We start from the raw sequence: 25,001 nt of genomic DNA on the forward strand, positions 1-25,001 counted from the left end.
CTGCTTAGTGGGTCGTATCAAGCCTTGCGGTACCCGTGAAGCGGCTCGCGCCTGAATTCACTTCAGCGATGTCGCCCGTTCCCTTCTTCCAGAAGAAAATCCGTCCTTCGTCAGACGTGAGCAGCCGGTCGCCGACCTTAAGCAGGATCGGACCCACGCCCTGAACCTTGGCGCCGCCCGTCACCTCAATCCACTCACGGCCGTCTCCGGGCGCGGCAGCTTCAGCTGTCGCGGTCAGCGCGCCAGGCTTTACACCGCAGACCGGAACCGCGGTTCCGGGTGTCATCGAGCAGCGGCGGACAGGATAAGTCTTCCCATCCGGGGCCTGCAGCGTACCGTCACCCGCGAGTCCCTCCGGGAAAAGCGTAATGCGGAGATCAGGAATCAGATCCTTAGCCTTCGCCTCACCGATTCCGCCGTCTGTCCTGAGGTTATCAATCGACGTGTAAGCCTGCCAGGTTTCCAAGGCCTCCGGAATCAGCGGCATCGGCTTGGCTTCAGGCACCCGGAATTCGTACCCGGCATGAGTCTCAATCCACTGACGGAGCGACTGATGAAGCGTCGCTCCGCCGCTCGGTTCCGTGACATTGATGAACGCCGCATCCACTTCGCGGATCGCGATCAGGAAGTCTCGCTTCCCGAGCTCAGCCATATTTCCGATATCGAGAGCAATACCGGGAACATCTCCCGGGAAAGCCACGCTTTTCACGCGAAGCTGAATGTCGTCCGTTCCGGCTCCGACAGCGCCGGGAGCTGAAACCATCGTGCTTTTCGCCTCTTCAAGCCACTTGGAGACCGGTTCAACACCGGACGGCGTTTCGATCCCCACGCGGGTTGCCATCGCTTCAGGAATCCGAAGAACCAGTCTGCGGCTGAGAATCGCGGAGTCTTTGTTCCGGGCGTCGAGCGTAATCAGAATTGCCGGGCTCCCGTCATCGATTCCCTGCCCTGTGATCACGAATCCCGGCTGCATCGGCACAGGAGCCGCCGCGGCCGCGTCAAATTCTGTCGAAAAGGACGTCGTGGGAGCGGGTGACTGAGTCTGAGCAACCGGTGCCGGTTTCTTCACGTCAGAGGTCGATAGATCCGTCACAGGAGCGGTTCCGGGAGTCACGGTCTGAGACCCCGTCCCCGAAGTCTCTCCGCCGCCGAGAGGCGGCTGCCAGATCGGCACCGGCGTCTCACAGCCAGAAAGGAGAAGCAGCGCTGCAGCTGCCGCGGCTGCGGTACGAGAGACACAGGAAACTTTCTTCATCGTTTTCTCCTTAAATAAACTGTTCACGGACGTTCTGAATCGGGTTTGGAGCCTTTTGCGTTATTTCTCGGCGGAAGCGCTCTGAGAGGCGGCGGGGCTCTGCGCAGCGGCGGCAGCCGACGCGGAGAGGCACCCCGAAGCGGGGGCCGTCTTCCTGGAAATAGAGCACCTGCGTCTTCACGACCTGCCAGATGCAGTACAGCACCACGATCGCCGCGATGACCCGAAGCACCTCGAAAAAGATCCGCTTCAGTTTTTCGTCGTCCAAAATTCCTCTCCCTCTTGATTCCGAGCTCTCAACGGCCCCTATCAGAATAATCCCTTATTCTACCTGCTCACGCCTCAGGACTTCCCGAGACTGATCGGCGCTTTTGCTTTTGGCAACACAATTGTCATCACGCAGCCGTGACCAATAGCGGTGTTCGGGGCCGCCATGGCGTGCCCTTTATGACGCTCAGCGATATTCGCCACAATGGAGAGCCCAAGCCCCATGCCAGACATTTTCCCGGTGTGAAGCGGCTCAAAGAACAGATCCGCCTTTTCCTGCGTGAGCTCGAGCCCGTTATCCGCGACTGACAGATGCCACATGCCATCAACATCCTTAAGCGAGATATGGATCTGAGGATCCGGGCAGCCATGAAGCGCTTCTGACGCGTTTTTCAGGAGATTCAGAACTGCGAGCTGGATTTCCCAGGCATCCACCTCAGCCCAGGAGTACGGCAGGCAGGCAAGCGTAATAGGCGTCGCGTCTGGATAGATATGGTGAAATTCCTTCGCCGCTTTCTCGAGCACTGGCTTCATATCGAGCACCTGCATCACAGGATCGGGGTGCTTCGCGTAGCCTCGGACACGGTCAACAATCTCTGACGCCCTGGTCCCCTGCCCGACAATTTCCTCAAGCGCCCCTTCGAGAACCTTGAGGTCCACGGGGCCGCGGTGAAGGCGCCGCAGCAGGCCGTTTCCGAAATTATTGATGGCACCGAGCGGCTGCTTCAGCTCGTGCGCGATCATGGAGGACATCTGGCCGATGATGCCGGTACGCTCAATCGCGGCGATATGCTCACGCGACGCCGCGATTTCCTGCTCGTAGCGCTGCCGCTCCTTCATCGATTTCCGAAGCGCGAGAGTCTTTCGCCGCACCATCATCTGAAGCACTGCGGCGTATGACACCACCATCAGGATGAAAATCAGCGCAACCGCCACCTCTGCCGCGTTTTCTTTCACAAACCGCTGGATGCTCCACTGCGCGAGATACTGATACGGCCCGATTTTCAGGCGGTAAAAAACATCGAGAACGCTCTGCATGGAAGCGGGCAGTGCCCACTGAGCCTCTCGGCCTGAATGCGGCATCAGGTAAAGCGCGGTTGCCATTGTTTTCTGGGTATTGCCGTCAGTCTTCTGAAGAGACGCGACGGTAAGCGATGGAAACACATCGGTCGAATGCGAGCACTGAAGCTCGGTTTCCCGCCTCAGGTTGATAATCCGGAAGTCGGAGAGACTGATCTTCTTCTGACGCTCGAGCGCCTCGAGCACGCAGGCTGGAAGAATACCAGCCGCGGCTTTCCCGGAAAGCACGTCGCGCGTCACATTTTCATACGGCGGTCCCGTGAAGTAGAGCTCCTGAAGGTAACCCGGCGCGTAGCCGCGGCGCGAGAGCTCATAAAGCGGAACCAGATACCCTGGGAATGAATCCGGACTGATCGCGGCAACCGTGTGATCACCGAGCTGCGCGAGTGACTGCACATCGAGACTCTGCGCCTTGGTGAAGAAAACCGCGGAGGCAACGCTATTCACGTCACGCGCTTCAACCGGCCAGAAAGACGCGATCAGACGGAGATTATTTTCCATCTGCGCCTGAGCAATGAAGTCTGACTGCCCGATCACGAAATCCACGTCACCGTTCCGGATCGCCTCAGCAAGTTCCCCTCGGGTGAGCGTCATGAATTCCACCCGTCGGGAACCGAAAGCCTCGCGGATACGGTCTTTCGTGCGATCGAGGAACCCGCCGTCGCCTGGCTGCAGCACAGTCACTGCGGTTGTCTGCTGGATTCCGATCCTCACTGCGGCGTTCATGTCCGCGGGAGACGCGGGGCCGTCCGCGAGCGGCCCGGGGCTCATCATCTGAGGCGCATAATCCGGATCCAGTACCGAGCGGCTCGGCATCGGCACCGCTGTTTTTCCCGCGGCCTGCGACCGGGGAGCCACGAGTTCCGCCGCGATCGGTTCAGCCGCTGCCGGAAACGCGATCGCCGCCGCCATAAGCAAAGCGACGGCTTTCTTCAGCGAAACACCCGCGAGACGCGAAAAGGCATGCCGCGGAGAAAATCCGCGGCATGCCTCAGTGTATGTCGGACGATCAGATCGCATCAGCGAAACGCCGTTCCGAAAATCAGACTCCAGGGATCGGAATGTGCTTTCCGGGCTTACGGTGATCCAGGACGCGGATCACTTCGTAGTCGCTCACGAGACCGGCAGGAGTCTGAACGGTCTTTACATGAAGATTCACGATCAGGATGTCATCCGCGTTCAGACGGAAGACACCGTTATCGATGATACGGAGGAAGTCTTTATCCGCCATACGGGCGCGGATCGTCTGTTCACCATCGAAGAAGGTCCAGATCTGATCATCGCGGAAGTTGGAGGTCGGGAGCATCAGGGCACGGGTGTGGATATCATCCACGAGCACCACTTCCTCTTCCTTCGGAACCGCGTAGAACGCGGCATCCTCGCGCGCGAGCTTCACGGTCACATTGCCGGTCGCGCGGTTACGGATCTCAATTGCCTGCACTTCCGGATTCTTGAAGACACCGGCAAGCTGCTCAACCGCCTCGCGTACACCGAGGTGGCGGAAAAGCTTGTAGGTATGGGTCGACACTTCATAGGTATCGCGGCCGCAGGTGATAAGAACGGTATCATCCTTCAGCGTGACCGCGTCAATACGGCGGCCGGCGATCTGCTTCAGCAGCTGGAAGAGCCCCAGCAGAGACGTGTTTTCAGTCTCAAGCCAGCCCAGCGCCTCACCGACAGAAGATTCCGGCGGATTGATGAACTCAGCGACACCAGCCAGCTGAGCGCGGCGCGCCATGCCGAAATTCTTCCTGAACCCGAGATCAACGCTATAGGCCGTGAGCGACGGATCGCGGCGCACGTCCACTTCCGGATCAATCAGATAGCCGTAGAGCGCCCGGGACCCCATCGTCAGCAGCTGGTCCACGCCGATAATCGCCTGCGCGAGCGGCTGATTGGTAGTAGTCGTTTCAACCTTCTGCGCACCGGCAAAGGCAATATCAAAAGCGGCAATCATGGCTTTAAAAAAACCTCAGTTCAGGTTTCCACGGAGAACGAAAGAAATCTTTCGCTCGTGTACGGGTAACAAAACCCGGCGCATAAGGGACCGCCGGGCGGAAAATTCATAAAATGATAAAACGGAATGCGGGAGGCTGCACCTCACGGTGTTCCGCTTCAGACAGATTCTTTTATTGAACCGGGGGGATCAGAGGCCGGATGTCCGCCAAATCAGACGCCAATCCAGAAATCGAAGGCTGCGCAGTGATCCTCTCCTCGGAAAGGACCGCTCCGGGCATCGCGCCTCTCGAGTCGCTTGGCCTCCCCGCGCTCCTCGATGGATCCCAGGGGCGGAACCGGGGGCCTGAAGAGAAATCCGCGCTTGATGCTTCAAACGACCTCGAAGCGATCCACGCCTGGCTCGCTTCGCGCGCCTCAAACCCCAACACCCGAAGCGCTTATCAGAAAGAGGCTGAACGGTTTCTCCTCTGGTGCATCATGGAAAAAAACACGGCTCTCAGTTCGGTAACCGTCCCTCAGGCCTCTCAGTATCTCCGGTGGCTTGAGGATCTCGCGCGTCTCACGCCTGAAGCCTGGAGCCGGAAGTGGCGGGTTCCGGCCGCACAGTGGATTGGAAAGAAGAGCGAAAGGCGGGATTCCCCCGCGTGGCGCCCTTTCAACGGACCGCTTTCCCACACGAGCCGGCGTCAGGCTCTGACAGTGGTGAAGCTCCTTTTCAGTTTTCTCACGAAAACCGGCTACCTCCGCACAAATCCCTTTGATCAGGTCCCGCAGCGTGTCCGTTTTCTCCCCGGGGAAGGTGCGCCGAAAGAGTTTTCTGACCGATCACTCACACCTGAGCAGTGGAGCGACGTCCTCCGGTGCCTTGACGCCATGGAGGACGGGATCGAAAAGTCGAGGCTTGAAGCCATTCTCATGATGGGAAAGGGACTCGGTATGCGGGCGAGCGAAATGCTCTCCGCTACGGCGGACTGGATCACGCAGCGCCGGATCGGAAACGAATCCGTCACCATTATTGAGGTAATCGGAAAGGGGGACAAGGTCCGCCGCCTGCCGCTTCAGCAGGAGCATCTCGACGCCTTCAACGCCTATCTGAAGATCCGGGGGCTTCCCCCGATCGGAAGCTGCCCCAAGGGAACCCCGCTTCTCGCGAATCTCGGAAAGGGAAAGCGGCCGAAGAACTCGACAGACGCCCTCTCCCGCTCCGGACTTCACCGCATACTGAAAAAATTTCTTGAGGAAGCAGCGCTTCTCGCGGATCAGAAGAATCCGATCGACGGCGCGAAGCTCCGCACGGCATCCGCTCACTGGCTGCGGCACACCTTTGCTGAAACCGCCCTTGAATCCATGCCGGTGAATGTCGTGCAGACGGCGCTTGGCCACTCGTCTCTCTCCACCACATCGCTCTACCTTGTGCCGGCGGACGCCCGGGTGATCCGGGAATTCAAGAAGGTGAAGCCAATCTGAGGCAGCCAGTCAGCTCCTGAAAACCGAGCGGTAGCTTTCCAGAATCTTTTCCAGCGCGAGCTTGTTATTGAGGGGCACTGAGGAAGCCCGCTTCAGGGACTCCGTTTCATCAAGCCAGTGAAAGAGCCTCTGAAGGTCCGCGCCCGGCGCGATTGACTGCAGTTCCGGTGTCTCGCCGACAAAGTAGGACGGCTGAAGACCGGACTTCACGCGGATGAGATCCGTGCCCCAGCGGGAAAGAAAATCCGCGCAGGCATCGAGCTTCCAGCCAGTGCCGACACCCGGAGCGACCTTGGTGATATCAAGCCGCTTCCCGGTCTTAAGGAGGCCGAGGAAAAGCGCCCTCGCCTCATCCGGAACGATCTTATGACCGCGGATCACGGCAAGCGGATTTCCGCCCGCTTCGGCAAGTTGCTCATCAAAGTCTTTCAGCCCCTTGGCTTCAAGCCAGGACGCTGCGGCTTCCGGGTCCGGCTTCCTCGCGTGAAGCAGAACGCAGCGCGAGCGAAGCGTCGGGAGAATAGCGTCGAGATCCTCCGCGATCATGATGAAACTCAGGTCAGGCGGCGGCTCCTCCACCATCTTCAGAAGGACTGAGGCGGCGTCCGGCCGGATGCGGTCCGCAGGCGAAATGAGATTGACGCGCCTCGGGCTCCGGTGAGGCTTCAGCGCCACATAGTCCCGGAGCTCACGGACAGATGCGATGGAGATTTCGTCCGACAGTTTCTTCCCGGCACTTTCAGGGATGGGCAGATCGTGCCTCGCAGCCTCCTCTTCCGAAAGCAGAAAACGGATATCCGGGTGAGTACCGGCTTCCGCGAGCCGGCACCCCGGGCACTTTCCGCAGGGAGTACCGTCCGGCGCCGGATTCTCACACATCAGGCTCTTCGTGAAAGCGAGCACGAGCTCATAGGTGCCGATATCCCGGGGTCCGCTTACGATAATGCCGCTCGGCATCCGGTGTCTGAAGATTTCCAGATCCCGGCTGAGCGCTTCCTGCCAGGGGTAAATCGCGAGCGGCATAGGTTTTTCCTTCGCTGGTGTGAAGAAACGGGAGAAACAGAAAGGGGCGGCAGAGCCGCCTCCTTCAGGATTCCCCCCGTTATTTCTTCAGAATGTACTGATTCACGGCGGCGTTATGTTCGCCGAGCGTTTCTGAAAACTTGGAGCGGCCGGCCCCGGACGCGACAAAATAAAGATACTTCGTGTCCGCCGGATGCATCGCGGCGTGAATCGCCTCACGTGACGGGCAGGCGATCGGCGTAGGCGGAAGGCCGCGCTGGCGGTACGTATTATAAATATTGTCTTTCAGCAGATCGTCTTTCGTGATGTTCTTCGGGTCAGAGCGGGTTTCAAGCCCCTTCGCGTAGAGCACCGTGGGATCGGTCTGAAGCGGCATTCCGATTTTCAGGCGGTTATAGAAGACACTCGACACGAGATATTTCTCCTGCCCCTGCCCCGCTTCCTTGTCGATAAGAGACGCGAGAATCAGCGCCTCATACGGCGTCCGGATGAGAGCGGTAGCCGCCGTATCGCGGTTCTGCCACTCAGAATCCAGAATCTGCTTCTGATGACGCACCATCTTCGCGAGAAGCGCCGCGTCAGACTGCCCCGGCTTGTAGTAGTACGTGTCCGGCGCGGCGAGCCCTTCGTAATAACTGACAGAAGCGGATTCCCTGAATTTTTTGCGGACTGAATCAATATCCTGATCAAACCCGCTGAAAACCTCCGGATCCGCTTTCAGAGAAGCGTCCGAAAAATCCGCAAGCTTCCGATCGAGATCCGGGCTCTCCTTAAAGAGTTTCTCAACCCCCCAGATATTCGCTCCGTCCGGGATCCGGATCACAAGATAACTCACGCGCCCTGCGGCGAGCTTGAAGAAAAGCGAAATCAAAGGCGACTTCGGGGAAAGCTGATAGCAGCCCTTCTTCAGACCCGAAGAGGAAAACGCGCTCGCTGCCGACACCACGGGGTACAGGATCACTTCCGGTGTCTGAACGCCGGAGAGACGGAGTTTCCTCACCGCGTCCGCTGTCGTTGTGTCTGTCCGGTCAATAATCACCGAAAGCACACCGTTTTTCGGAACGGTCGTCCAGGATATGGGCTGGAAAATAAAAAGCAGGGCCAGGAGAATGACCACTACAACGGTGGCTCTCCGGTCAAATCGGATCCGTTTCATGAAATAACGCAAAAATCAGCAAATACGGCAGACGGGCCTGAATGCTTTCCCCGGACCGCTGCGGAAACAAAACTTTTCTGATGATAAAAGATTTCTGAATCCGGTTCGGGCGGGAGAAGCCCCGGAGCCGTATCGAAAAGTTTCAGATAAAGAAACAGCGCTTCGCGCTCCTTACCAGACAAAAGAAACCGGCTTCCCCGGTGTAACAGGAAAGCCGGCAGGTCCCGTGATTCCCGGACGAATCCGGGATCAGAGAGACACTCAGGCGCGGTTCATCGCGTGAAGTTCCTGCAGGCTGCGGACTTCGACATCCTTCGCGTGCTTCTGGCCTTCAACCGCTGCGGCTGCGCCCGAAATCGTCGTGTAGTAGACAACGCCGAGCTGCGCAAGCGCCGTCTGACGGATCTGACGCGCGTCGCTGATCTGGGTACGGGATTCGTCAGCCGTCGCGATCACGAGCTGCACGTCACCGTTCTTGATCATATCGACCACGTTCGGACGGCCTTCAGAAACCTTATTCACCACACGGCAGGGAATCGCCGCATGCTGCAGAAGAGCCGCCGTGCCGCGCGTCGCGACGATATTGAAGCCCTGATCACGGAGGTGCGTGGCAACCGACACCGCGCGGGCCTTATCGACATCGCGGACCGAAATAAACGCCGTACCCTTTTCGGGGAGACGGTCACCGGCGCCGAGCTCAGCCTTATAAAGCGCTTCGCCGAACGACGCGCCGACACCCATCACTTCGCCGGTCGACCGCATTTCAGGCCCAAGGACCGGGTCCACACCGAGGAACTTGGTGAACGGGAACACGGCTTCCTTCACGCACATGTACTTCGGCGTTACCTCAACCTTGACTCCCTGAGCCTTCATCGTCTCACCGACCATCACGCGGGCCGCGATCTTCGCGAGCGGCTCACCGGTCGCCTTGCAGACAAACGGCACGGTACGCGAGGCGCGCGGATTCACTTCGAGAATGTAGACCTTCGGGTTCTCGGAGTAGGCGTGCTGCACGGCGAGCTGCACATTCATGAGGCCCTTCACCTTCAGCGCCTCAGCAAGGAGTCTCGTCTCACGCTTGATCTCTTCAACAAGCTCAGGGCGGAGGCTGTAAGGCGGAAGCGAGCACGCCGCGTCGCCCGAGTGAACGCCGGCCTGCTCGATATGCTGCATGATGCCGCCGATCCGGACTTCGTCGCCGTCACTCACAGCGTCAACGTCCATTTCCACCGCGTCATCCAGGAACCGATCAAGGAGCACCGGGCTGTCGTTGCTCACCTTGATCGCCTCACGCATGTAGGCCTCGAGATCCTTCCGGCTGTGGACGATATCCATCGCGCGGCCGCCAAGCACGTAAGACGGACGCACAACAAGCGGGTACCCGATTTCGTCCGCCATCACAATGGCGTCTTCCTCGGACCGGGCCGCGCGGTTCGGCGGCTGCAGGATGCCAAGGTCAGCAGCAAGCTTCTGGAACCGGCCGCGGTCTTCCGCGATATCGATTGAATCCGGAGTCGTACCGAGAATCGGCACACCTTCCTTCTCGAGCTTCCGGCAGAGATTGATCGGGGTCTGACCGCCGTACTGCACGATGACGCCGAACGGCTTCTCAATGCGGCAGATCTCGAGCACGTCTTCGAGCGTCACCGGTTCAAAGAACAGGCGATCCGACGTGTCATAGTCAGTCGACACCGTTTCCGGATTGCAGTTCACCATGATGGTCTCGTAGCCATCTTCGCGGAGCGCGTGAGCGGCGTGGACGCAGCAATAGTCGAACTCGATACCCTGACCGATGCGGTTCGGACCGCCGCCAAGCACCACCACCTTCTTCCGGTCATCCGGATCGGCCTCACTCGCGCCGTGGTAGGTGGAGTAGAGGTAAGCGGTTGTGGTCTTGAATTCCGCGGCGCACGTATCAACGCGCTTATAGGAGGGGTGCAGCTTCATCATCCAGCGGTCTGAACGCACTTCATCCTCAGACACGTGGAGGAGCTTCGCGAGACGCCGGTCGGAGAAGCCCTTCTGCTTGAGGAAGAGGAGCTCCTCCCGCGTGAGCGAGGAAAGCGTCCGGCCTTCAAGCCGCTTCTCAATATCGATGATTTCCTGGATCTGGATCAGGAACCACGGATCGATATTCGTCGCTTCCTGAACTTCCTTCAGCGTCATGCCGATACGGAACGCGTCACCGACATAGAAGATACGCTCGGGACCCGCGTCGGAAATCTCGTACACGATCTGCTCGCGGTCAGACGTCTTGCTGTCAAGACCGTCCTTACCGGTCTCAAGCCCGCGCAGCGCCTTCTGGAAGGATTCCTGGAACGTGCGGCCGATCGCCATCACTTCGCCCACAGCCTTCATCTGCGTGGTCAGGCGGTCATCCGCCTGCGGGAACTTCTCAAAGGCGAAACGCGGCATCTTCGTCACGACGTAGTCAATCGTCGGCTCGAAGGAAATCGGGGTCTTGCCGCCTGTGATGTCGTTCCGGAGCTCGTCAAGCGTGTAACCCACGGCGAGCTTTGCCGCAACCTTTGCGATCGGGAAACCCGTCGCCTTGGAAGCGAGAGCGGACGAACGCGACACACGCGGATTCATTTCGATCACGATCAGGCGGCCGTTCTTCGGATTCACGGCGAACTGCACGTTCGAACCGCCCGTATCCACGCCGATCTCGCGGAGAATCGCGATCGAGGCGTTACGCATGATCTGATACTCTTTGTCGGTCAGCGTCTGGGCCGGAGCAACGGTAATCGAGTCACCCGTGTGGATGCCCATCGGATCGAGGTTCTCAATTGAGCAGACTATGATGCAGTTATCCGCGTGATCGCGGACCACTTCCATCTCGTACTCTTTCCAGCCGAGGAGCGACTCTTCAATCAGAAGCTCGTGCGTCGGGGAAAGCTTGAGACCGCGCTGGCAGATCCGCACGAACTCTTCCATGTTGTAGGCAATGCCGCCGCCCGAGCCGCCGAGCGTGAAGCTCGGGCGGATGATCGTGGGGAATCCCACGGTCTGCTGCACTTCGAGCGCTTCCTGCATGTTGTAGGCGATGCCGGACTTCGCGCATTCAAGGCCGATTTTCTCCATCGCTTCCTTGAAGAGCTTGCGGTCCTCAGCTTTTTCGATCGCTTTCGGCGAGGCACCGATCAGTTCGATCCCGTACTTATCGAGCACGCCGTGATTCTTCAGATCGAGCGCGCAGTTGAGCGCCGTCTGACCGCCCATCGTCGGCAGAATCACATCGGGCCGTTCCTTCGCGATGATCCGCTCAACCACCTCCCAGGTGATCGGCTCAATGTAGGTCGCGTCCACGAGCCCCGGATCCGTCATGATCGTGGCGGGGTTCGAGTTCACGAGAATGACGCGGTACCCTTCTTCCTTCAGCGCCTTGCAGGCCTGAGCACCGGAGTAGTCAAACTCACAGGCCTGGCCGATGATGATCGGGCCAGCGCCGATGATGAGAATGGATTTTATGTCCTGACGTTTTGGCATTTCGCTATCCTGTCTGCCGCCTTTCCCCGAGTGGCCGTAGCGCTCCCCGGGCAAAGGCCAAAATTAAGAATTACCGGAAAATTACCTGGCCGCCTTGCTTTCAGCGTATGTACGGACCATCTGTCCGAAACGCTCGAAAAGCGGGGAAATGTCCTGAGGTCCCGGACTCGCTTCAGGGTGACCCTGGAAGCTGAAGGCCGGAGCGTCGGTGAGCTCCATTCCCTGGAGCGTGCCGTCAAAGAGCGACTCGTGCGTCACACGGACATTCGCGGGAAGCGTGGAGGCGTCGACCGCAAACCCATGGTTCTGGCTCGTGATGTAAACGTGCTTCGTCTTCACATCGATCACCGGGTGATTGGCGCCGTGGTGACCGGTCTTCATCTTCACGGTCTTTCCGCCCACCGCGAGACCGAGGATCTGGTGCCCGAGGCAGATGCCGAAGAACGGAATGCCGGACTTCAGAATCTTTTTCGCGGTTTCAATCGCGTACGTGCAGGGTTCCGGATCTCCCGGGCCGTTTGAAAAGAAGAAACCATCCGGGGAATACTTCATCGCGTCTTCAAAGGAAGTCTTCGCAGGCAGCACGGTAACGCGCAGTCCCTGATTCACGAGAAGGCGGAGAATGTTCTGCTTCACGCCGAAGTCATAAGCCACGATGTGGAAGGGGAGCTCAGGCTTCGTGTAGGAGGTGGCGCCCGTGTCGTTATCGATCTGCCAGGTGCCTTCGGTCCACTCGTACGGGGCCTTGGTGGTCACGACCTGAGCAAGGTCCTGACCCACCATGCCGGTGTAGCTCTTTGCGGCTTCCACAGCGGCGTTCAGCTCATCCTCCGTCAGCGTGCCGTTCGCCGCCGTCAGAATACAGGCTGCCTGCGCGCCGCGATCGCGGATGATCTGGGTGAGGAGACGGTTATCGACTTCCGCAATGCCAACCACGCCGGAACGCGTGAGGTATTCGGAAAGCGTTTCCTTCGCGCGGAAGTTCGAGACGATGGGAGAAAGGGTTTCGATGACGAGGCCCGCTGCGTAAATGCGGCCCGATTCGGTATCTTCGTTATTCACGCCCACGTTGCCGATATGCGGATACGTGAGATTGACGATCTGACCGGTGTAGGACGGATCTGTCAGGATTTCCTGATAGCCCGTCATGGACGTATTGAAAACGACTTCAGCGATGGCACGACCGGGCGCGCCGATGGAACGGCCGCGGAACAGCGTTCCGTCGGCCAGGGCCAGTACAGCCTCAGGCCGGTTGTCTTGAATGAGTGAGCTCACGTGCTTCTCCCGTTACGTTAAACAGTGTGCCCGGCGGGCAACCGACGGGTTCCTCGCTTTCGGGGCGCACGAGCCGGAACCAGCTTTGAAGGGAAAAGAAGGCACCGGCTTACAGATTGTGTTGCTCGAGACCTCCGAAACCGAAAGTCTGTCGCGGTTAACTGATTATTATACTGTGAGACGAACGTCTCTGGAAATGCCTGGTACCCGGGACGGGACTCGAACCCGTATGCCGAAGCGAGGGATTTTAAGTCCCCTGCGTCTACCAATTCCGCCACCCGGGCACTCGCTGATGCAGATATGAAAAAAGGAAGCCCTTGAAAGCTTCCTCTTCTCGAATATGGAGCGGGAGACGAGTCTCGAACTCGCGACCTCAACCTTGGCAAGGTTGCGCTCTACCAACTGAGCTACTCCCGCATCAGTACGCCTGCTGAATTATGGAGGCGCGAGGCAGAATCGAACTGCCGTGAACGGATTTGCAATCCGGTGCATAACCACTTTGCTATCGCGCCACCACTCTTCCTCAGCACTACTGAAGAATCCTGGAGCGGGAGACGAGTCTCGAACTCGCGACCTCAACCTTGGCAAGGTTGCGCTCTACCAACTGAGCTACTCCCGCATAGGGATACAAATTTTACGGATAAAAAGCCGTTTGTCAAGGGTTAGAGCTCTAAGATTTTTTCCCTCTTCTGGTTTTTCGTTACGATTCCGCCCATAACGGATTGACACGCACCTATATAATTAATGAGATAGGACTTCCATTTACTTAATCAGAAAAGCCATGCCGCTGAGCCGCCGAAATCTGCTGACACTGCTTCTGACAGCCGCGATACCCGGGCTGCCGGCGGCTGTCTGCGCGCAGCTTCCGGATCCGGCTCTGAGAAAGACGGAGTCGAGCGAGGATACGTCTTACCCCGCGATGCCTGAGGTACAGGCTTACATTGAGGAAACGGCCGCGGCAACGCAGCTCCCGAAGTCTTTCATCGAGGACGTTCTCGCGCAGGCCACGTATTCAGCCCGCGTGGAACAGCTGATGACGCCGAAACCTCGGAAGCCGAACGCGCCGAAAACCGCGGTCCGCGGCGACTGGCGGGTTTATCAGCACCGGATGGTCGGAAAATCCCGGATTGAGAAGGGATCGGAATTCCTTGAGGAAAACGACGAAGCCTTTGGGAAGGCGGAGGACCGCTATGGCATTCCGCGTGACATCGTAGCGTCGATCATCGGCGTTGAAACGGTGTACGGCAGAAACCAGGGCAGTTTCCGCGTTCTGGATTCCCTCTGCACGCTCACTTTCGATTACAAGCGCCGCGCGGACTACTTCAGGACGGAACTCACCGAGTTTCTCCTGCTGCTTCGCGAGCAGCATCTCGATCCCGCCACGGTCTATGGGAGCTTTGCGGGTGCCATCGGCATGGGGCAGTTTATGCCTTCCTCGGTGCGCAAATACGCGGTCGACTTTGACGGGGACGGTCAGATCGATCTCGTTGGGTCGAGCGCGGATGCGATCGGCTCGGTAGCAAACTACCTCGCAAGCCACGGCTGGGTCCGGGGGCTTCCGCCGTTCTTCTCCTGCACACCGGACAGCGACGCCGATATGCGCCTTGTGACCGGCGGTATCGCCACCGATACGACGTTTGACCACGCGCTCCGGGCCGGGTTCATTCCGGATTTTGAACTCAATATCCCGGGCGACGAACCTCTGATGATCGTCGATCTCCCGTACCGCGACCAGGATGGAAAGCAGGCGACGGAGTATCGCCTCGGAACCCGGAATTTCCAGACGATTCTGAACTATAACCACAGCTATTTCTACGCCAGCGCCGTGTCTGATCTCGCGGAGGAAATCGAAACGATCTCGATGGACAGCGCGGCGGCCAGCATGGCGTCAGGCTCCGCCTCTTCCTGAAGCCGACGATCATTTCCCAAAACGCGAAAACCGGCCCCGGTTCCGTACCGAGGTCGGTTTTTTTCTTGCCTCTCCCGAAGGCGAGCAGGACTGACGTATCAGACGATCTTCATATCGAGCGTACCGACACCCGCGATGCCGCCCTTCAGAATATCGCCTTTCTTCACGGGACCGACACCGGCCGGCGTTCCGGTGAAGACAATGTCACCCGCCTTCAGTTCCCAGAATTTCGAGAGATGGCTGATCAGCTCAGCCGGCGTGAAAAGCATCTGATCGATATTGCCGTCCTGCTTTTTTTCGCTGTTCACGTAGAGCCAGATCCCCAGATTCTGCAGTTCCGGTGTCCGCTCAATCGGGCGGAGCGCTGTGACGGGAAGCGCGCTGTCAACGGTCTTCCCCTTTTCCCAGGGCTGTCCTTTGTCACGCATCCTGAAGTGCCAGTCGCGGCGCGTAAAGTCGCATCCGACCGCGAAGCCGTAAATCGCCTTTTCGGCTTCTTCGGGCGTGAGGTCGCGGCCGCCAGACTTCAGCGCGACAACGAGCTCAATCTCATGCTGGAAATTATCGGACTGAGGAGGATACGGAATTTCGGCCACGGTTCCTTCCGGAACCGGCACAACCGCGTCAACAGGCTTCAGGAAGATCACCGGCTCGTCCGGAGCGTTCAGCTCCTTATTGTGGGCCGAGTAGTTGTGACCGATGAAATACACGCGATGCAGGGAGAAGTAAAGATTCTTCTCCCCCACGATCGGCAGAACGGCCTGAGGGGGCGGTGCAAAAAGAAATGACATAGGAACTCCTCTGATAAAGGGCGGCTCGCGCCGCGTCCGCATGATGTTTCATTCTATGCCTGCTGCCCTCAGGGCTTCGGCGGAAAAGCCAGATCAGGCTTCTTCCTCATCACGCTCAGGCTTCACGGGGTTCGGACGGCCTTTCCACCAGAGATAAGCCTGATAGACGTAGCCCGACACGGCGTAAATGCAGAAGATGATGAAGATCGAGAGTGACGGATTGCTCGAAATAATGATGAAGAGAATCGCCGCGACGAAAAGGAACCAGAACGGCACGGTTCTCACCACGGCAAGGCTCTTGCCGGAGAAGAACGGCGCGTTGCAGACCATCGTGAGGCCGGCGAAAACGGCGAGCACCGCGGCCATCCAGGGAAGAGCGTCGCCCGTCCAGGCGGGGAGCTTGTTATCCACCGCGAGCCACACAAACCCCGCGATCAGGGCGGCAGCCGCCGGGCTCGGAAGCCCCTGGAAGAAGCTCTTATCCACGACCTTCACATTGGTATTGAAGCGGGCAAGACGGAGACCGGCGCCCAGGCAGTAAATGAAAGCCGCGGCCCAGCCGATCTTCCCAAGGCCGGAAAGCGCGAACTGATAGATCACGAGGGCCGGCGCCACGCCGAACGCCGTCATATCCGCGATCGAGTCATACTGGACACCGAACTCGCTCTGCGTATGAGTGAGGCGGGCGACACGGCCGTCACAGCCGTCAAAAATCATCGAGAAGAAGATCGCGATGGAGGCAATATCAAAGTGCCCGGCCATAGCCTGGACAATCGCGTAAAACGCGCAGAAAAGCGACGCCGTCGTAAAAAGGTTCGGCAGAACGTAGATGCCCCGCGTGCGGACAATCCTGATATTGCGCTTTCCGATTTCGGTAAGCGGAACTCGCTGACCCGGGATGTGTTCTGAAGTCATTTTTATCGTCTTTTTCCTGAATAACTGAATGCAGACGCGGACGCCGGGTCTTATCCTGGCATCCGCTTTGCTTTTTTTGGGGGAACGGTCAGAGCGCCGAAGCCTTACTTCGCGGAGGTATCAGCGTCTTTCGCGGAATCAGCCGCGGCAGGAGCGGCTGCCTCAGTCTCCGCGGGAGCGGCAGCAGCCGGCTCGGACTCCGTGGGCTTGGCCTCCGTAGGAGCAGCCGGAGCTTCCGCTTCAGCCGCAGGGGCTGAGGAAGCTGCGGGGGCCGCGGCCGGAGCAGCGGGAGTCTCACTCTGAGGAGCCGCAGGCGCGGTCACAGAGGTCTCATCCGACTCCGCGAGCGGAGCCTCGGGTTCATCCAGAGCCTCGCCAAGAACCGCGAGGACGGTTGTCGTGCCCCAGACCTTTTCACCGATCACCACCTTCGGACGGGCGTTCAGCGGGAGGTACATATCCACGCGGCTTCCGAAACGGATGAAGCCGTAACGATCGCCCCGGTTCAGATGATCGCCTTCCTTCACGTAATTCAGAATGCGATGCGTGACGAGCCCCGCGATCTGAACAAACGTCACGAGGTTTCCATCATCCGCCCGCACCACGAGACCGCACTGCTCGTTCTCAGCGCTTGCCTTATCGAGCGATGCGTTGAAATACTTGCCCGGACGGTACACCTTCTTCAGCACGGTGCCGTCAACCGGAGACTTCTGGCTGTGGACGTTGAAAAGATTCATGAAGACGGAGATCAGAATCGCGTCGCGTCCCGTATAGGGATCCTTCGCCTTTTCAACCTTCAGAACCTGGCCGTCAACGACGGAAAGCACGAGTTTCTCACCCTGGGGAATCTCACGCGCCGGGTCCCGGAAGAACTGAACCACAAGAATGAAAAGCGCCCAGAAGACGACGCTCAGAAAGCCCCAGCCCATCGCTGTCGCGAGGAGCGCCAGAACGCCCGTGCCCGCCATGAAGGGCCAACCCTCTTTTGCAAAGATGGGATGGGGATAGATTCTTTTATCCATAGATATTGATCTCCAGGATCTCACCAAAAACGTATTTCCGATAGGGCATTCTATCAGGGTGACCGCGCAATTTCTCTACGCCTCCCTCGTATCCGTTTTCATTCCGCGAGAGTGTCCCTTCTGATACGAGGCCGCCCCGGAGAATAAGGATTCCCCGGGGCGGCGGAAAGCGTCAGTTACGGCCGAGCGTGACGGATCAGTTCTTGCTGCGGTCAACCAGGCGATGAGCCGTGATGAAGGGCATCATCGCGCGGAGCTTCTCACCCGTGGTCTCGATCGGATGACGGGCGGTCTGCGCGCGCATCGAACGGAGCACCGGATAGCCGAATGCGCACTCTTCAAGGAACGCCTTCGCGTAGACACCGGACTGAATATCCTTGATGCACTGTTCCATCGCGGCACGGGAGGTTTCGTTCACAACCTTCGGGCCCGTCCAGTACTGACCGAATTCCGCGTTGTTCGAAATGGAGTAGTCCATGTTCGCGATACCGCCTTCGTACATCAGGTCGACGATCAGCTTCATTTCGTGGAAGCATTCAAAGTACGCCATTTCAGGCGCGTACCCGGCTTTCACGAGCGTCTCAAAGCCTGTCTTCACGAGTTCAACGACACCGCCGCAGAGCACGGCCTGTTCGCCGAAGAGGTCAGTTTCCGTCTCTTCGCGGAACGTCGTTTCGATGATGCCCGCCTTGCCGGCGCCGTTGGCGGAGGCGTAGGAGAGCGCGATATCCATCGCGCGGCCGGACTTATCCTGGAAAACAGCTACGAGCTGCGGTACACCGGCACCGGCGGCATAGGTGGAGCGGACCGTGTGGCCCGGCGCCTTCGGAGCGACCATGATGACATCGAGGTCCTCGCGCGGGATCACCTGACCGTAGTGAATGTTGAAGCCGTGGGCAAAAGCGAGCGCCGCGCCCTGCTTGATGTTCGTCTCAACCTGCTCGCGGTAGGTCTTCGCGATGTTTTCATCCGGGATCAGCATCATGACGACGTCAGCACCCTTCACAGCATCCTCTACAGACGCGACTGCGAGGCCGGCTGCCTCAGCCTTCTTCCAGGAGGCGCCGTTCGGGCGCAGACCGACCACCACATTGACGCCGGAGTCATGCAGGTTCAGCGCATGGGCGTGTCCCTGGGAACCGTAGCCGATGATCGCGACCTTCTTGCCCTTGATGATGGAAAGGTCACAGTCCTTGTCGTAATAAACCTTCATGCTTTTTCTCCAGAGGCGCTGGGCCTCGTCAGATGGAAGACCGGCTTCGGTCTTCCGGTAAATTCAGATCAGTAAATAAGAAACTCTTTTGCTGCTAGGACTTCAGAATGTGTTCGCCACGGCCGATCCCGAGAACGCCTGACCGGACAGTTTCGAGAATCTGCTTCGGATCAATCGCGGTGAGAAATGCGTCAAGCTTTCCGGCGTCGCCGGTGATCTCGATCGTGAAAGAGCGTTCCGTCACGTCGATGATGTGACCGCGGAAAATATCCGTAAGCCGCATCATTTCATCGCGCTCACGGCCCGCTGCCCTGACCTTTACGAGCATCAGGTCGCGTTCCGCATAGGGAGCCTCAGTCAGATCCACCACCTTCAGCACCTCAATCAGCTTATTGAGGTGCTTTGTGATCTGTTCCACGAGCGCTTCGTCACCGTGGCTCACGATCGTCATGCGCGAGAGGTGTTCAGACTCAGTCGGCGCGACCGTAAGGCTGTCAATGTTGTAGCCGCGGGCCGAAAAGAGTCCCACGACGCGCGAAAGCGCCCCGGAGCGATTCTCGAGGAGAATCGAAATCACGTGTCTTTCTCCGCTCATTCTCATTCCTCCCTCAGAATCATTCGGGTGAGACCTTCGCCAGGCCCAACCATCGGGTACACGGGTTCATCACGCTTGATCTGAACATCGAGCACGCAGCATTCGTTCCGGTTTTCCCCGAAAGCATCCTTAAGCGCCGCGTCGAGTTCCGCGTACGTGCGGCAGCGGTAGCCGACGTGCCCATAGGCTTTGGCAAGCGCCACAAAGTCAGGCTGCGGATCCAGCGTCGTTTCGGAAAGCCGTCCGCCGCAGTAAAGCTTCTGCCAGACCGCCACCATGCCGAGGTATCCGTTATTGAAGATCACAATCTTCGGCGCGAGGCCGTAACGCTTGCAGGTGATCAGCTCCTGGATACACATCTGGATCGACCCGTCACCCGTGAAGCAGACGACCGGCTTATCCGGGAACGCGACCGCAGCGCCGACCGCGGCGGGCAGTCCAAAGCCCATCGTGCCCTGACCGCCGCTCGTCAGGAAGTGTCTCGGTTCATCGAGCTTCAGGTACTGGGCGGCGTACATCTGATGTTCGCCCACGTCGGTGGTATAGATCGTGTCCGCGGGAGCTGCGGCCTGAACCTTTTCAACCAGCGCTTCCGGCATGATCGACTTGCTGTCAGCCGGGTAATCAAGCGACTTCCTCGACCTCCACTCGTCAATCTGATTCCACCAGGGCGTGAGCAGCTCGGTGTTCTGCCGATAGTCCTCTTCCTCAAGAAGGCTCACCATGTCAGCGAGCACCGACTTCACGTCGCCCACGATCGGGATCTGAGCCTTCACGCGTTTCGAAATGGATGAAGGGTCCACATCGATATGAATGACAGTTCTCGGGCGGCTTTCAAAATCCGGGACATTGGAGACCAAACGATCTTCCATCCGGGAGCCGAAATTAATGAGAACCTCGCTGTTCTGCAGCGCGTAGTTCGCTTCCAGCGTTCCATGCATGCCGGCCATGCCGAGGAACTTGCGGTCCGAACCGCGGAAACCGCCAAGCCCCATCAGGGTCGAAATCACGGGAATTCCTGTCAGCCGGGCAAACCGATTCATCAGTTCAGAGGCATCCGACAGCACCACGCCGCCGCCCACAAGGATCAGCGGGCGGGCTGAGTCGAGAAGCGCGTTGAGCGCCTTCCTGATCTGCCCCATGTGACCGCGGATAATCGGCTTATAGGTCGGGATATCCACTTTCTCGGGATAGTCGAAAACGCATTTCTGAAGCTGAATATCCTTCGGAATATCAATCAGCACGGGACCCGGACGGCCGGTCGTCGCGATATAGAAGGCTTCTTTGATCGTCTTCGCCAGATCCTCCACATGACGCACGAGGAAATTGTGCTTCACGCAGGGGCGGGTAATGCCCACGGTATCGCACTCCTGGAAAGCATCGGTGCCGATGAAGGAGGTGCCTACCTGGCCTGAAATAATGATGAGGGGGATGGAATCGCTGTAGGCGGTCGAGATGCCGGTCACGGCATTTGTCGCGCCTGGACCAGACGTCACGATAAGGACGCCAGGCTTTCCGGTAGCGCGCGCATAGGCATCCGCGGCATGCGCCGCGCCCTGCTCGTGCCCCGTCAGGATGTGCCGGAAAGCGCTTTGCTTGAAGATTTCGTCATAAATCGGGATGACCGCTCCGCCCGGGTAACCGAAAACCTTCGTCACCCCTTCCTCGGCGAGCGCCCGACAGACGATCTCAGCGCCTGTAATCGGCGTTCCGGCCGCGCGGGCGGCCGTCTCACTGGCATTCATATAGTTGCGTTCCTTTCAAACCTAATCTGGATTTGATTGGGAGACCTCCGGGACTGCTTTTGGCCAGCCTGTCGGTCAACTCGAATTGCTGCCGCATCTGCTCAGGTCCGTTCTGCGGATCGATTGATACGTGTTCCTGGTTTTGATAAAACCAATAATAAAAAAATATACACTTTTGAACATTGGCTTGCCAACAGGAAACTCAGCAGAACTACAGGGAAACAACTAGACAGAACCGGGTATTATCAATATTCTTTCAATTCGTAGCAGAATTTCTGAAGGACCTCCCGGCGCGACATTTCCTCTGCCTCTCGAGAGATATTTCGGTTCTTCTTCGGAGAATCTCACAAAGATCCCCCTCTTCTCCGGGGCTCTCCTCACAAAAAAATCAAGGACAGCAACATGGCGAAATCAACCGAATGGGGCTCGCGTATCGGCTTCATTCTCGCTTCCGCGGGCTCAGCCATCGGCCTCGGCGCAATCTGGAAATTCCCCTTCTGGGCGGGCGCGAATGGCGGCGGAAATTTCATCATTCCCTATATCATCTTCACCTTCACGATCGGTGTTGCTCTCCTGATGGCTGAGGCCTCGGTCGGCCGGGCCGGCCGTGGCTCCGCTGTTCAGGCGATGAAGAAGATGGGAGGGCCGTTCTTCGCGATCGCCGGTTTTATTGGTGTGATCTCCTCCTTTATCATCCTTTCCTACTATTCCGTGGTCGGCGGCTGGTGTGTGTCGTACCTCATCGGGTCGCTCTCGAACAGCGTGCTTTCGAGCGACGCGGAAACGCTGAAAGAAGGCTTCGCGGTACTCGTGTCGGATCCGGTAAAAAATGTCTTCTGGCACTTCTGCTTCCTCACGCTCACCTGCGGCGTCGTGGCGCTTGGCGTTGAGAAGGGAATCGAGCGGATCGCGAAATTCCTGATGCCGCTCCTCTTTATCCTGATGGTGGTGATCCTCATCCGAAGCCTCACCTTCCCCGGCGCGATGAAAGGGGTGGAATTCCTCTTCGCAATCCACCCAGAGACGATGAGCGCGTCCACCATTCTGAACGCGCTTGGGTTTACGTTCTTCTCGCTCTCACTTGGCTGCGGCACGATCGTCACGTACGGCTGCTACGTGAAGGAAACGACGGATATTCCGTCCTCTTCCGGATGGATCGCGTTCCTCGCACTTCTCGGCTCCATTCTTTCCGGTCTCATGATTCTGCCCGCGGTGTTCGCTTTCGGGCTCGATCCGAACGCCGGTCCGGGGCTCGTCTTTGTGACGCTGCCGATTGTGTTTGATCATTTCCCGGGCGGAGCGTTCTTCGCGGTGCTTTTCTATATCTGCCTTCTCACGGCCGCCCTTACGAGCTCGATCTCCATGCTGGAAGTCGTGATCGCGTACCTGGGGAACGAGTGGAATGTGAGGCGCCCGCGCGGGTGCTTTGCCTGCTGGATCGCGCTTTTCCTCTTCGGCTGCGTTTCCGCCCTTTCCTTCGGGCCGTGGTCGGATGTGAAAGTTTTCGGAAAGACTCTTTTTGACGCGCTCGACTTCCTTTCCTCGAACATCCTGCTCCCGATGGGCGGTCTCTTTATCGCGCTTCTCACGGGCTGGATCGCCTGGCCGAAGTTCAAGGAGCAGCTGAACTACGTGAAGAACCGGGGCACGGCCTACACCACCTTTATTCACGCGATGGTGGCGATCATCGCGCCGATCGTCGTGCTTCTCGTGATCTATCAGGGGTGCTTCGCCTGAGAGCACCCCCGTTTTCAGACCCAGTAAGAAGGGGGCAGTTCACTCATGAACTGCCCCTTTGCTTTTTCAGAACCCTCCCTGATTTTCGTACCGGGAAACCTCGATCAGATTCCCATCCGGGTCCCGGAAGTAAACCGAGCGGATGGGGCCCGCGGCGCCGGTGCGCTTCACGGGTCCGAGTTCGATCGGAACACCGTTTTCAGAAAGCCGCTCCCGCACGGCATCGAGCGACCCCTCCGTGATCAGGCAGAGATCCGCGGATCCCGGCGTGGGGCGGAGCGCGTAAGGCGCGATTTCTGCCCCTGCCTGATGGAGATTGATCTTCGTATTTCCAAACTGAAGCGCGAGCCGCTCTTCTCCAAACCGCACGGGTTTCATGCCAAGAACCGCTTCATAAAAACGCACTGTCGCCTGGGGGTCCCTGACTGTCAGCACCAGGTGATCAAGCCGCACGACAAGCGGTTCGTCGTTTTCAGTCATCGTTTTTTTTCCTCCACCCAAAAACTAAGACCCGACCGCAGGTAACGCGGGCGGGCCTCGAAGGCTGCCGGGCGGACAGCCCCGCGCGGCGTCAGAACCGGAAACTATCAGTCCTCTTCCGCCTTTCTGCGCTTATCGGCTTCCTTCGCGAGACGCTTCTCTTCCTCAAGCTGGCTGAGATACGCGTCATCGATGTCACCCGTCACATACCGGCCGTCGAAGCACGAGCAGTCGAAATCAGAGATTTCCGGGTTCATATCGGAAAGTGCGCCTTTCAGGCCGTCGATCGTCTGATAGACGACCTTATCAGCGCCGATGATACGGGCCACTTCATCCGCGCCCTTGCCGTCGCCGCAGAGGAGTTCCGAGCGGGTCGGCATATCAATGCCGTAGACATTCGGAAAGCAGACACGGGGAGCGGAGGACGCGACATACACCTTCTTCGCACCGGCGCTGCGGGCCATGGCCACGATTTCATCCATCGTGGTGCCGCGGACGATCGAGTCATCCACGAGCAGCACGTTCTTATCCTTGAATTCGACCGGCATCGGGTTCAGCTTCTGGCGAACGCTCTTCTTGCGGACCGTCTGGCCCGGCATGATGAACGTACGGCCGACGTAGCGGTTCTTGATCAGACCCTCGCGGTACGGTAGGTTCAGGCGGGAAGCGAGCTGCTGCGCGCACGGGCGGGCAGAGTCCGGAACCGGCATCACAACATCGATGTCCTTCAGCTCAATCTCGTGCGCCACCGTGTCAGCGAGATATTCACCGAGACGCAGGCGGGCGCCGTAAACGCTGATGCCGTCAAGCACGCTGTCCGGACGGGCAAAATAGACGAGCTCGAACGCGCAGGGAGTGAGCTTCGGATTCTCAGCGCACTGGCAGCGCTCGATGTTGCCGTTCAGATCGATCCAGATCGCCTCGCCCGGCTTCACATCGTCCTCGAAATTGAAGCCCGTGCCGGTAAGAGCGACGGATTCAGAGGCCACCATGTACTCGGTGAAGCCGCGTTCGTTCGTGTAGGAACCGTAGCAAAGCGGACGGATGCCATTCGGATCGCGGAAAGCAAGAAGTCCCTTTCCGGCAATCAGCGCGACGCAGGAGTATCCGCCGCGGATACGCTTATGAACGCCGCGCACCGCCTGGAAAGCCTTCTCGGCGGTAAGCGTGGTGCCGACCACGAGGTGGCTGATTTCATCCGCGAGGACGTTCAGCAGCGCCTCACTGTCACTCGACGTATTGATGTGACGGTGATCGAGCTCATAGAGTTCCTGCTTCAGGCGCGAAGCATTCGTGAGGTTCCCGTTATGCGCAAACATGATGCCGTACGGGGCATTCACGTAAAAAGGCTGCGCCTCGTCAGACGACGTGGAGCAGCCTGCAGTGGGATAGCGGGTATGCGCAATGCCGGCATTCCCGAGGAGGTTTCTCATGTTGCGGGTACGGAAGACTTCGCGCACGAGACCCATCGCTTTATGCTGATGGAAGGTCAGACCGTCCAGCGTTGCGATGCCGGCAGCATCCTGACCGCGGTGCTGAAGGAGAAGAAGCGCGTCATAAAGGCGCTGATTTACGGGGCTGTCAGAGACCATCCCTACAATGCCGCACATAGCTCTTTTATTT

General features: G+C 58.5%; 18 protein-coding genes, 4 tRNA genes and 1 pseudogene. 3 read left to right on the forward strand and 20 right to left on the reverse strand.

The annotated features are described in order from the left end of the window. Window positions 1-4 precede the first annotated feature (4 nt). The 4 genes from BN1936_RS08735 to BN1936_RS08750 form a co-directional block, all read right to left on the reverse strand. Window positions 5-1,255: a hypothetical protein gene (locus BN1936_RS08735; protein WP_049687189.1), complete on the reverse strand. Its 1,251-nt coding sequence runs from the start codon at window positions 1,253-1,255 to the stop codon at window positions 5-7. Window positions 1,256-1,265: 10 nt separating this feature from the next. Beyond that, window positions 1,266-1,523: a hypothetical protein gene (locus BN1936_RS08740; RefSeq protein ID WP_049687190.1), complete on the reverse strand. Its 258-nt coding sequence runs from the start codon at window positions 1,521-1,523 to the stop codon at window positions 1,266-1,268. A gap of 74 nt (window positions 1,524-1,597) precedes the next feature. After that, window positions 1,598-3,622: a sensor histidine kinase gene (locus BN1936_RS08745; RefSeq protein WP_082164547.1), complete on the reverse strand. Its 2,025-nt coding sequence runs from the start codon at window positions 3,620-3,622 to the stop codon at window positions 1,598-1,600. A gap of 22 nt (window positions 3,623-3,644) precedes the next feature. Continuing rightward, complete coding sequence (locus BN1936_RS08750) at window positions 3,645-4,559, reverse strand: hypothetical protein (protein WP_049687192.1); 915 nt, start codon at window positions 4,557-4,559, stop codon at window positions 3,645-3,647. 200 nt (window positions 4,560-4,759) lie between these two features. Between BN1936_RS08750 and BN1936_RS08755 the strand changes: the two genes are divergently transcribed. Further along, the gene (locus BN1936_RS08755) at window positions 4,760-6,028 is read left to right on the forward strand and encodes a tyrosine-type recombinase/integrase (protein WP_022443268.1); all 1,269 of its coding nucleotides are present in this window, start codon (window positions 4,760-4,762) and stop codon (window positions 6,026-6,028) included. Between the two features lie 9 nt (window positions 6,029-6,037). Here BN1936_RS08755 and BN1936_RS08760 read toward each other — a convergent pair whose 3' ends face one another. The 8 genes from BN1936_RS08760 to BN1936_RS08800 all read right to left on the reverse strand — a co-directional run bounded on the left by BN1936_RS08760 (window position 6,038) and on the right by BN1936_RS08800 (window position 13,590). After that, window positions 6,038-7,051, reverse strand: coding sequence for a hypothetical protein (locus BN1936_RS08760; protein ID WP_049687193.1), 1,014 nt, complete (start codon window positions 7,049-7,051; stop codon window positions 6,038-6,040). A gap of 79 nt (window positions 7,052-7,130) precedes the next feature. Further along, window positions 7,131-8,207: an endolytic transglycosylase MltG gene (gene mltG, locus BN1936_RS11220; RefSeq protein ID WP_082164548.1), complete on the reverse strand. Its 1,077-nt coding sequence runs from the start codon at window positions 8,205-8,207 to the stop codon at window positions 7,131-7,133. Between the two features lie 261 nt (window positions 8,208-8,468). Beyond that, window positions 8,469-11,696: a carbamoyl-phosphate synthase large subunit gene (gene carB, locus BN1936_RS08775; RefSeq protein WP_049687195.1), complete on the reverse strand. Its 3,228-nt coding sequence runs from the start codon at window positions 11,694-11,696 to the stop codon at window positions 8,469-8,471. 81 nt (window positions 11,697-11,777) lie between these two features. Beyond that, window positions 11,778-12,971, reverse strand: coding sequence for a glutamine-hydrolyzing carbamoyl-phosphate synthase small subunit (carA, locus tag BN1936_RS08780; protein WP_022443054.1), 1,194 nt, complete (start codon window positions 12,969-12,971; stop codon window positions 11,778-11,780). A 201-nt stretch (window positions 12,972-13,172) separates the two neighbouring features. After that, window positions 13,173-13,255: transfer RNA gene (locus BN1936_RS08785), tRNA-Leu, on the reverse strand. A 57-nt stretch (window positions 13,256-13,312) separates the two neighbouring features. Then, window positions 13,313-13,388, reverse strand: a tRNA-Gly gene (locus BN1936_RS08790). Window positions 13,389-13,409: 21 nt separating this feature from the next. Further along, window positions 13,410-13,483 (reverse strand) — tRNA-Cys (locus BN1936_RS08795). Window positions 13,484-13,514: 31 nt separating this feature from the next. After that, window positions 13,515-13,590, reverse strand: a tRNA-Gly gene (locus tag BN1936_RS08800). 162 nt (window positions 13,591-13,752) lie between these two features. Between BN1936_RS08800 and mltB the strand changes: the two genes are divergently transcribed. Continuing rightward, a complete protein-coding gene (gene mltB, locus BN1936_RS08805; RefSeq protein WP_022443055.1) occupies window positions 13,753-14,880 on the forward strand; it encodes a lytic murein transglycosylase B in 1,128 nt (375 codons plus the stop codon). Window positions 14,881-14,978: 98 nt separating this feature from the next. On the opposite strand, the gene BN1936_RS08810 is transcribed toward mltB, so the two are convergent. The 6 genes and pseudogenes from BN1936_RS08810 to ilvB form a co-directional block, all read right to left on the reverse strand. Further along, window positions 14,979-15,671 carry a fumarylacetoacetate hydrolase family protein gene (locus tag BN1936_RS08810; protein WP_022443056.1) on the reverse strand — a complete coding sequence of 231 codons (693 nt, stop codon included), beginning with the start codon at window positions 15,669-15,671 and terminating at the stop codon, window positions 14,979-14,981. A 93-nt stretch (window positions 15,672-15,764) separates the two neighbouring features. Further along, window positions 15,765-16,586 carry a CDP-diacylglycerol--serine O-phosphatidyltransferase gene (gene pssA, locus BN1936_RS08815; RefSeq protein ID WP_022443057.1) on the reverse strand — a complete coding sequence of 274 codons (822 nt, stop codon included), beginning with the start codon at window positions 16,584-16,586 and terminating at the stop codon, window positions 15,765-15,767. Between the two features lie 377 nt (window positions 16,587-16,963). Continuing rightward, a pseudogene (locus BN1936_RS08820) lies at window positions 16,964-17,608 on the reverse strand (phosphatidylserine decarboxylase); the annotation flags it as partial. A 196-nt stretch (window positions 17,609-17,804) separates the two neighbouring features. Further along, on the reverse strand, window positions 17,805-18,821 hold the full coding sequence (gene ilvC, locus BN1936_RS08825) for a ketol-acid reductoisomerase (RefSeq protein WP_022443059.1): 1,017 nt from the start codon (window positions 18,819-18,821) through the stop codon (window positions 17,805-17,807). Between the two features lie 94 nt (window positions 18,822-18,915). Next, window positions 18,916-19,416, reverse strand: coding sequence for an acetolactate synthase small subunit (ilvN, locus tag BN1936_RS08830; RefSeq protein WP_022443060.1), 501 nt, complete (start codon window positions 19,414-19,416; stop codon window positions 18,916-18,918). A gap of 2 nt (window positions 19,417-19,418) precedes the next feature. After that, complete coding sequence (gene ilvB, locus BN1936_RS08835) at window positions 19,419-21,161, reverse strand: biosynthetic-type acetolactate synthase large subunit (protein ID WP_022443061.1); 1,743 nt, start codon at window positions 21,159-21,161, stop codon at window positions 19,419-19,421. A 402-nt stretch (window positions 21,162-21,563) separates the two neighbouring features. Here ilvB and BN1936_RS08840 point away from each other — a divergent pair, with 402 nt between their 5' ends. Next, complete coding sequence (locus BN1936_RS08840) at window positions 21,564-22,898, forward strand: sodium-dependent transporter (RefSeq protein WP_022443062.1); 1,335 nt, start codon at window positions 21,564-21,566, stop codon at window positions 22,896-22,898. Window positions 22,899-22,964: 66 nt separating this feature from the next. Here the strand turns inward: BN1936_RS08840 and BN1936_RS08845 are convergent, their stop codons facing one another. Together BN1936_RS08845 and purF are read right to left on the reverse strand one after the other, a co-directional pair. After that, window positions 22,965-23,378, reverse strand: coding sequence for a VOC family protein (locus BN1936_RS08845; protein WP_022443063.1), 414 nt, complete (start codon window positions 23,376-23,378; stop codon window positions 22,965-22,967). A 107-nt stretch (window positions 23,379-23,485) separates the two neighbouring features. After that, window positions 23,486-24,988, reverse strand: a complete 1,503-nt coding sequence (gene purF, locus BN1936_RS08850) for an amidophosphoribosyltransferase (RefSeq protein WP_022443064.1) — start codon at window positions 24,986-24,988, stop codon at window positions 23,486-23,488. Window positions 24,989-25,001: the final 13 nt, after the last annotated feature.

The organism is Dakarella massiliensis (assembly GCF_001182045.1).
Classification (GTDB): domain Bacteria; phylum Pseudomonadota; class Gammaproteobacteria; order Burkholderiales; family Burkholderiaceae_F; genus Mesosutterella; species Mesosutterella massiliensis.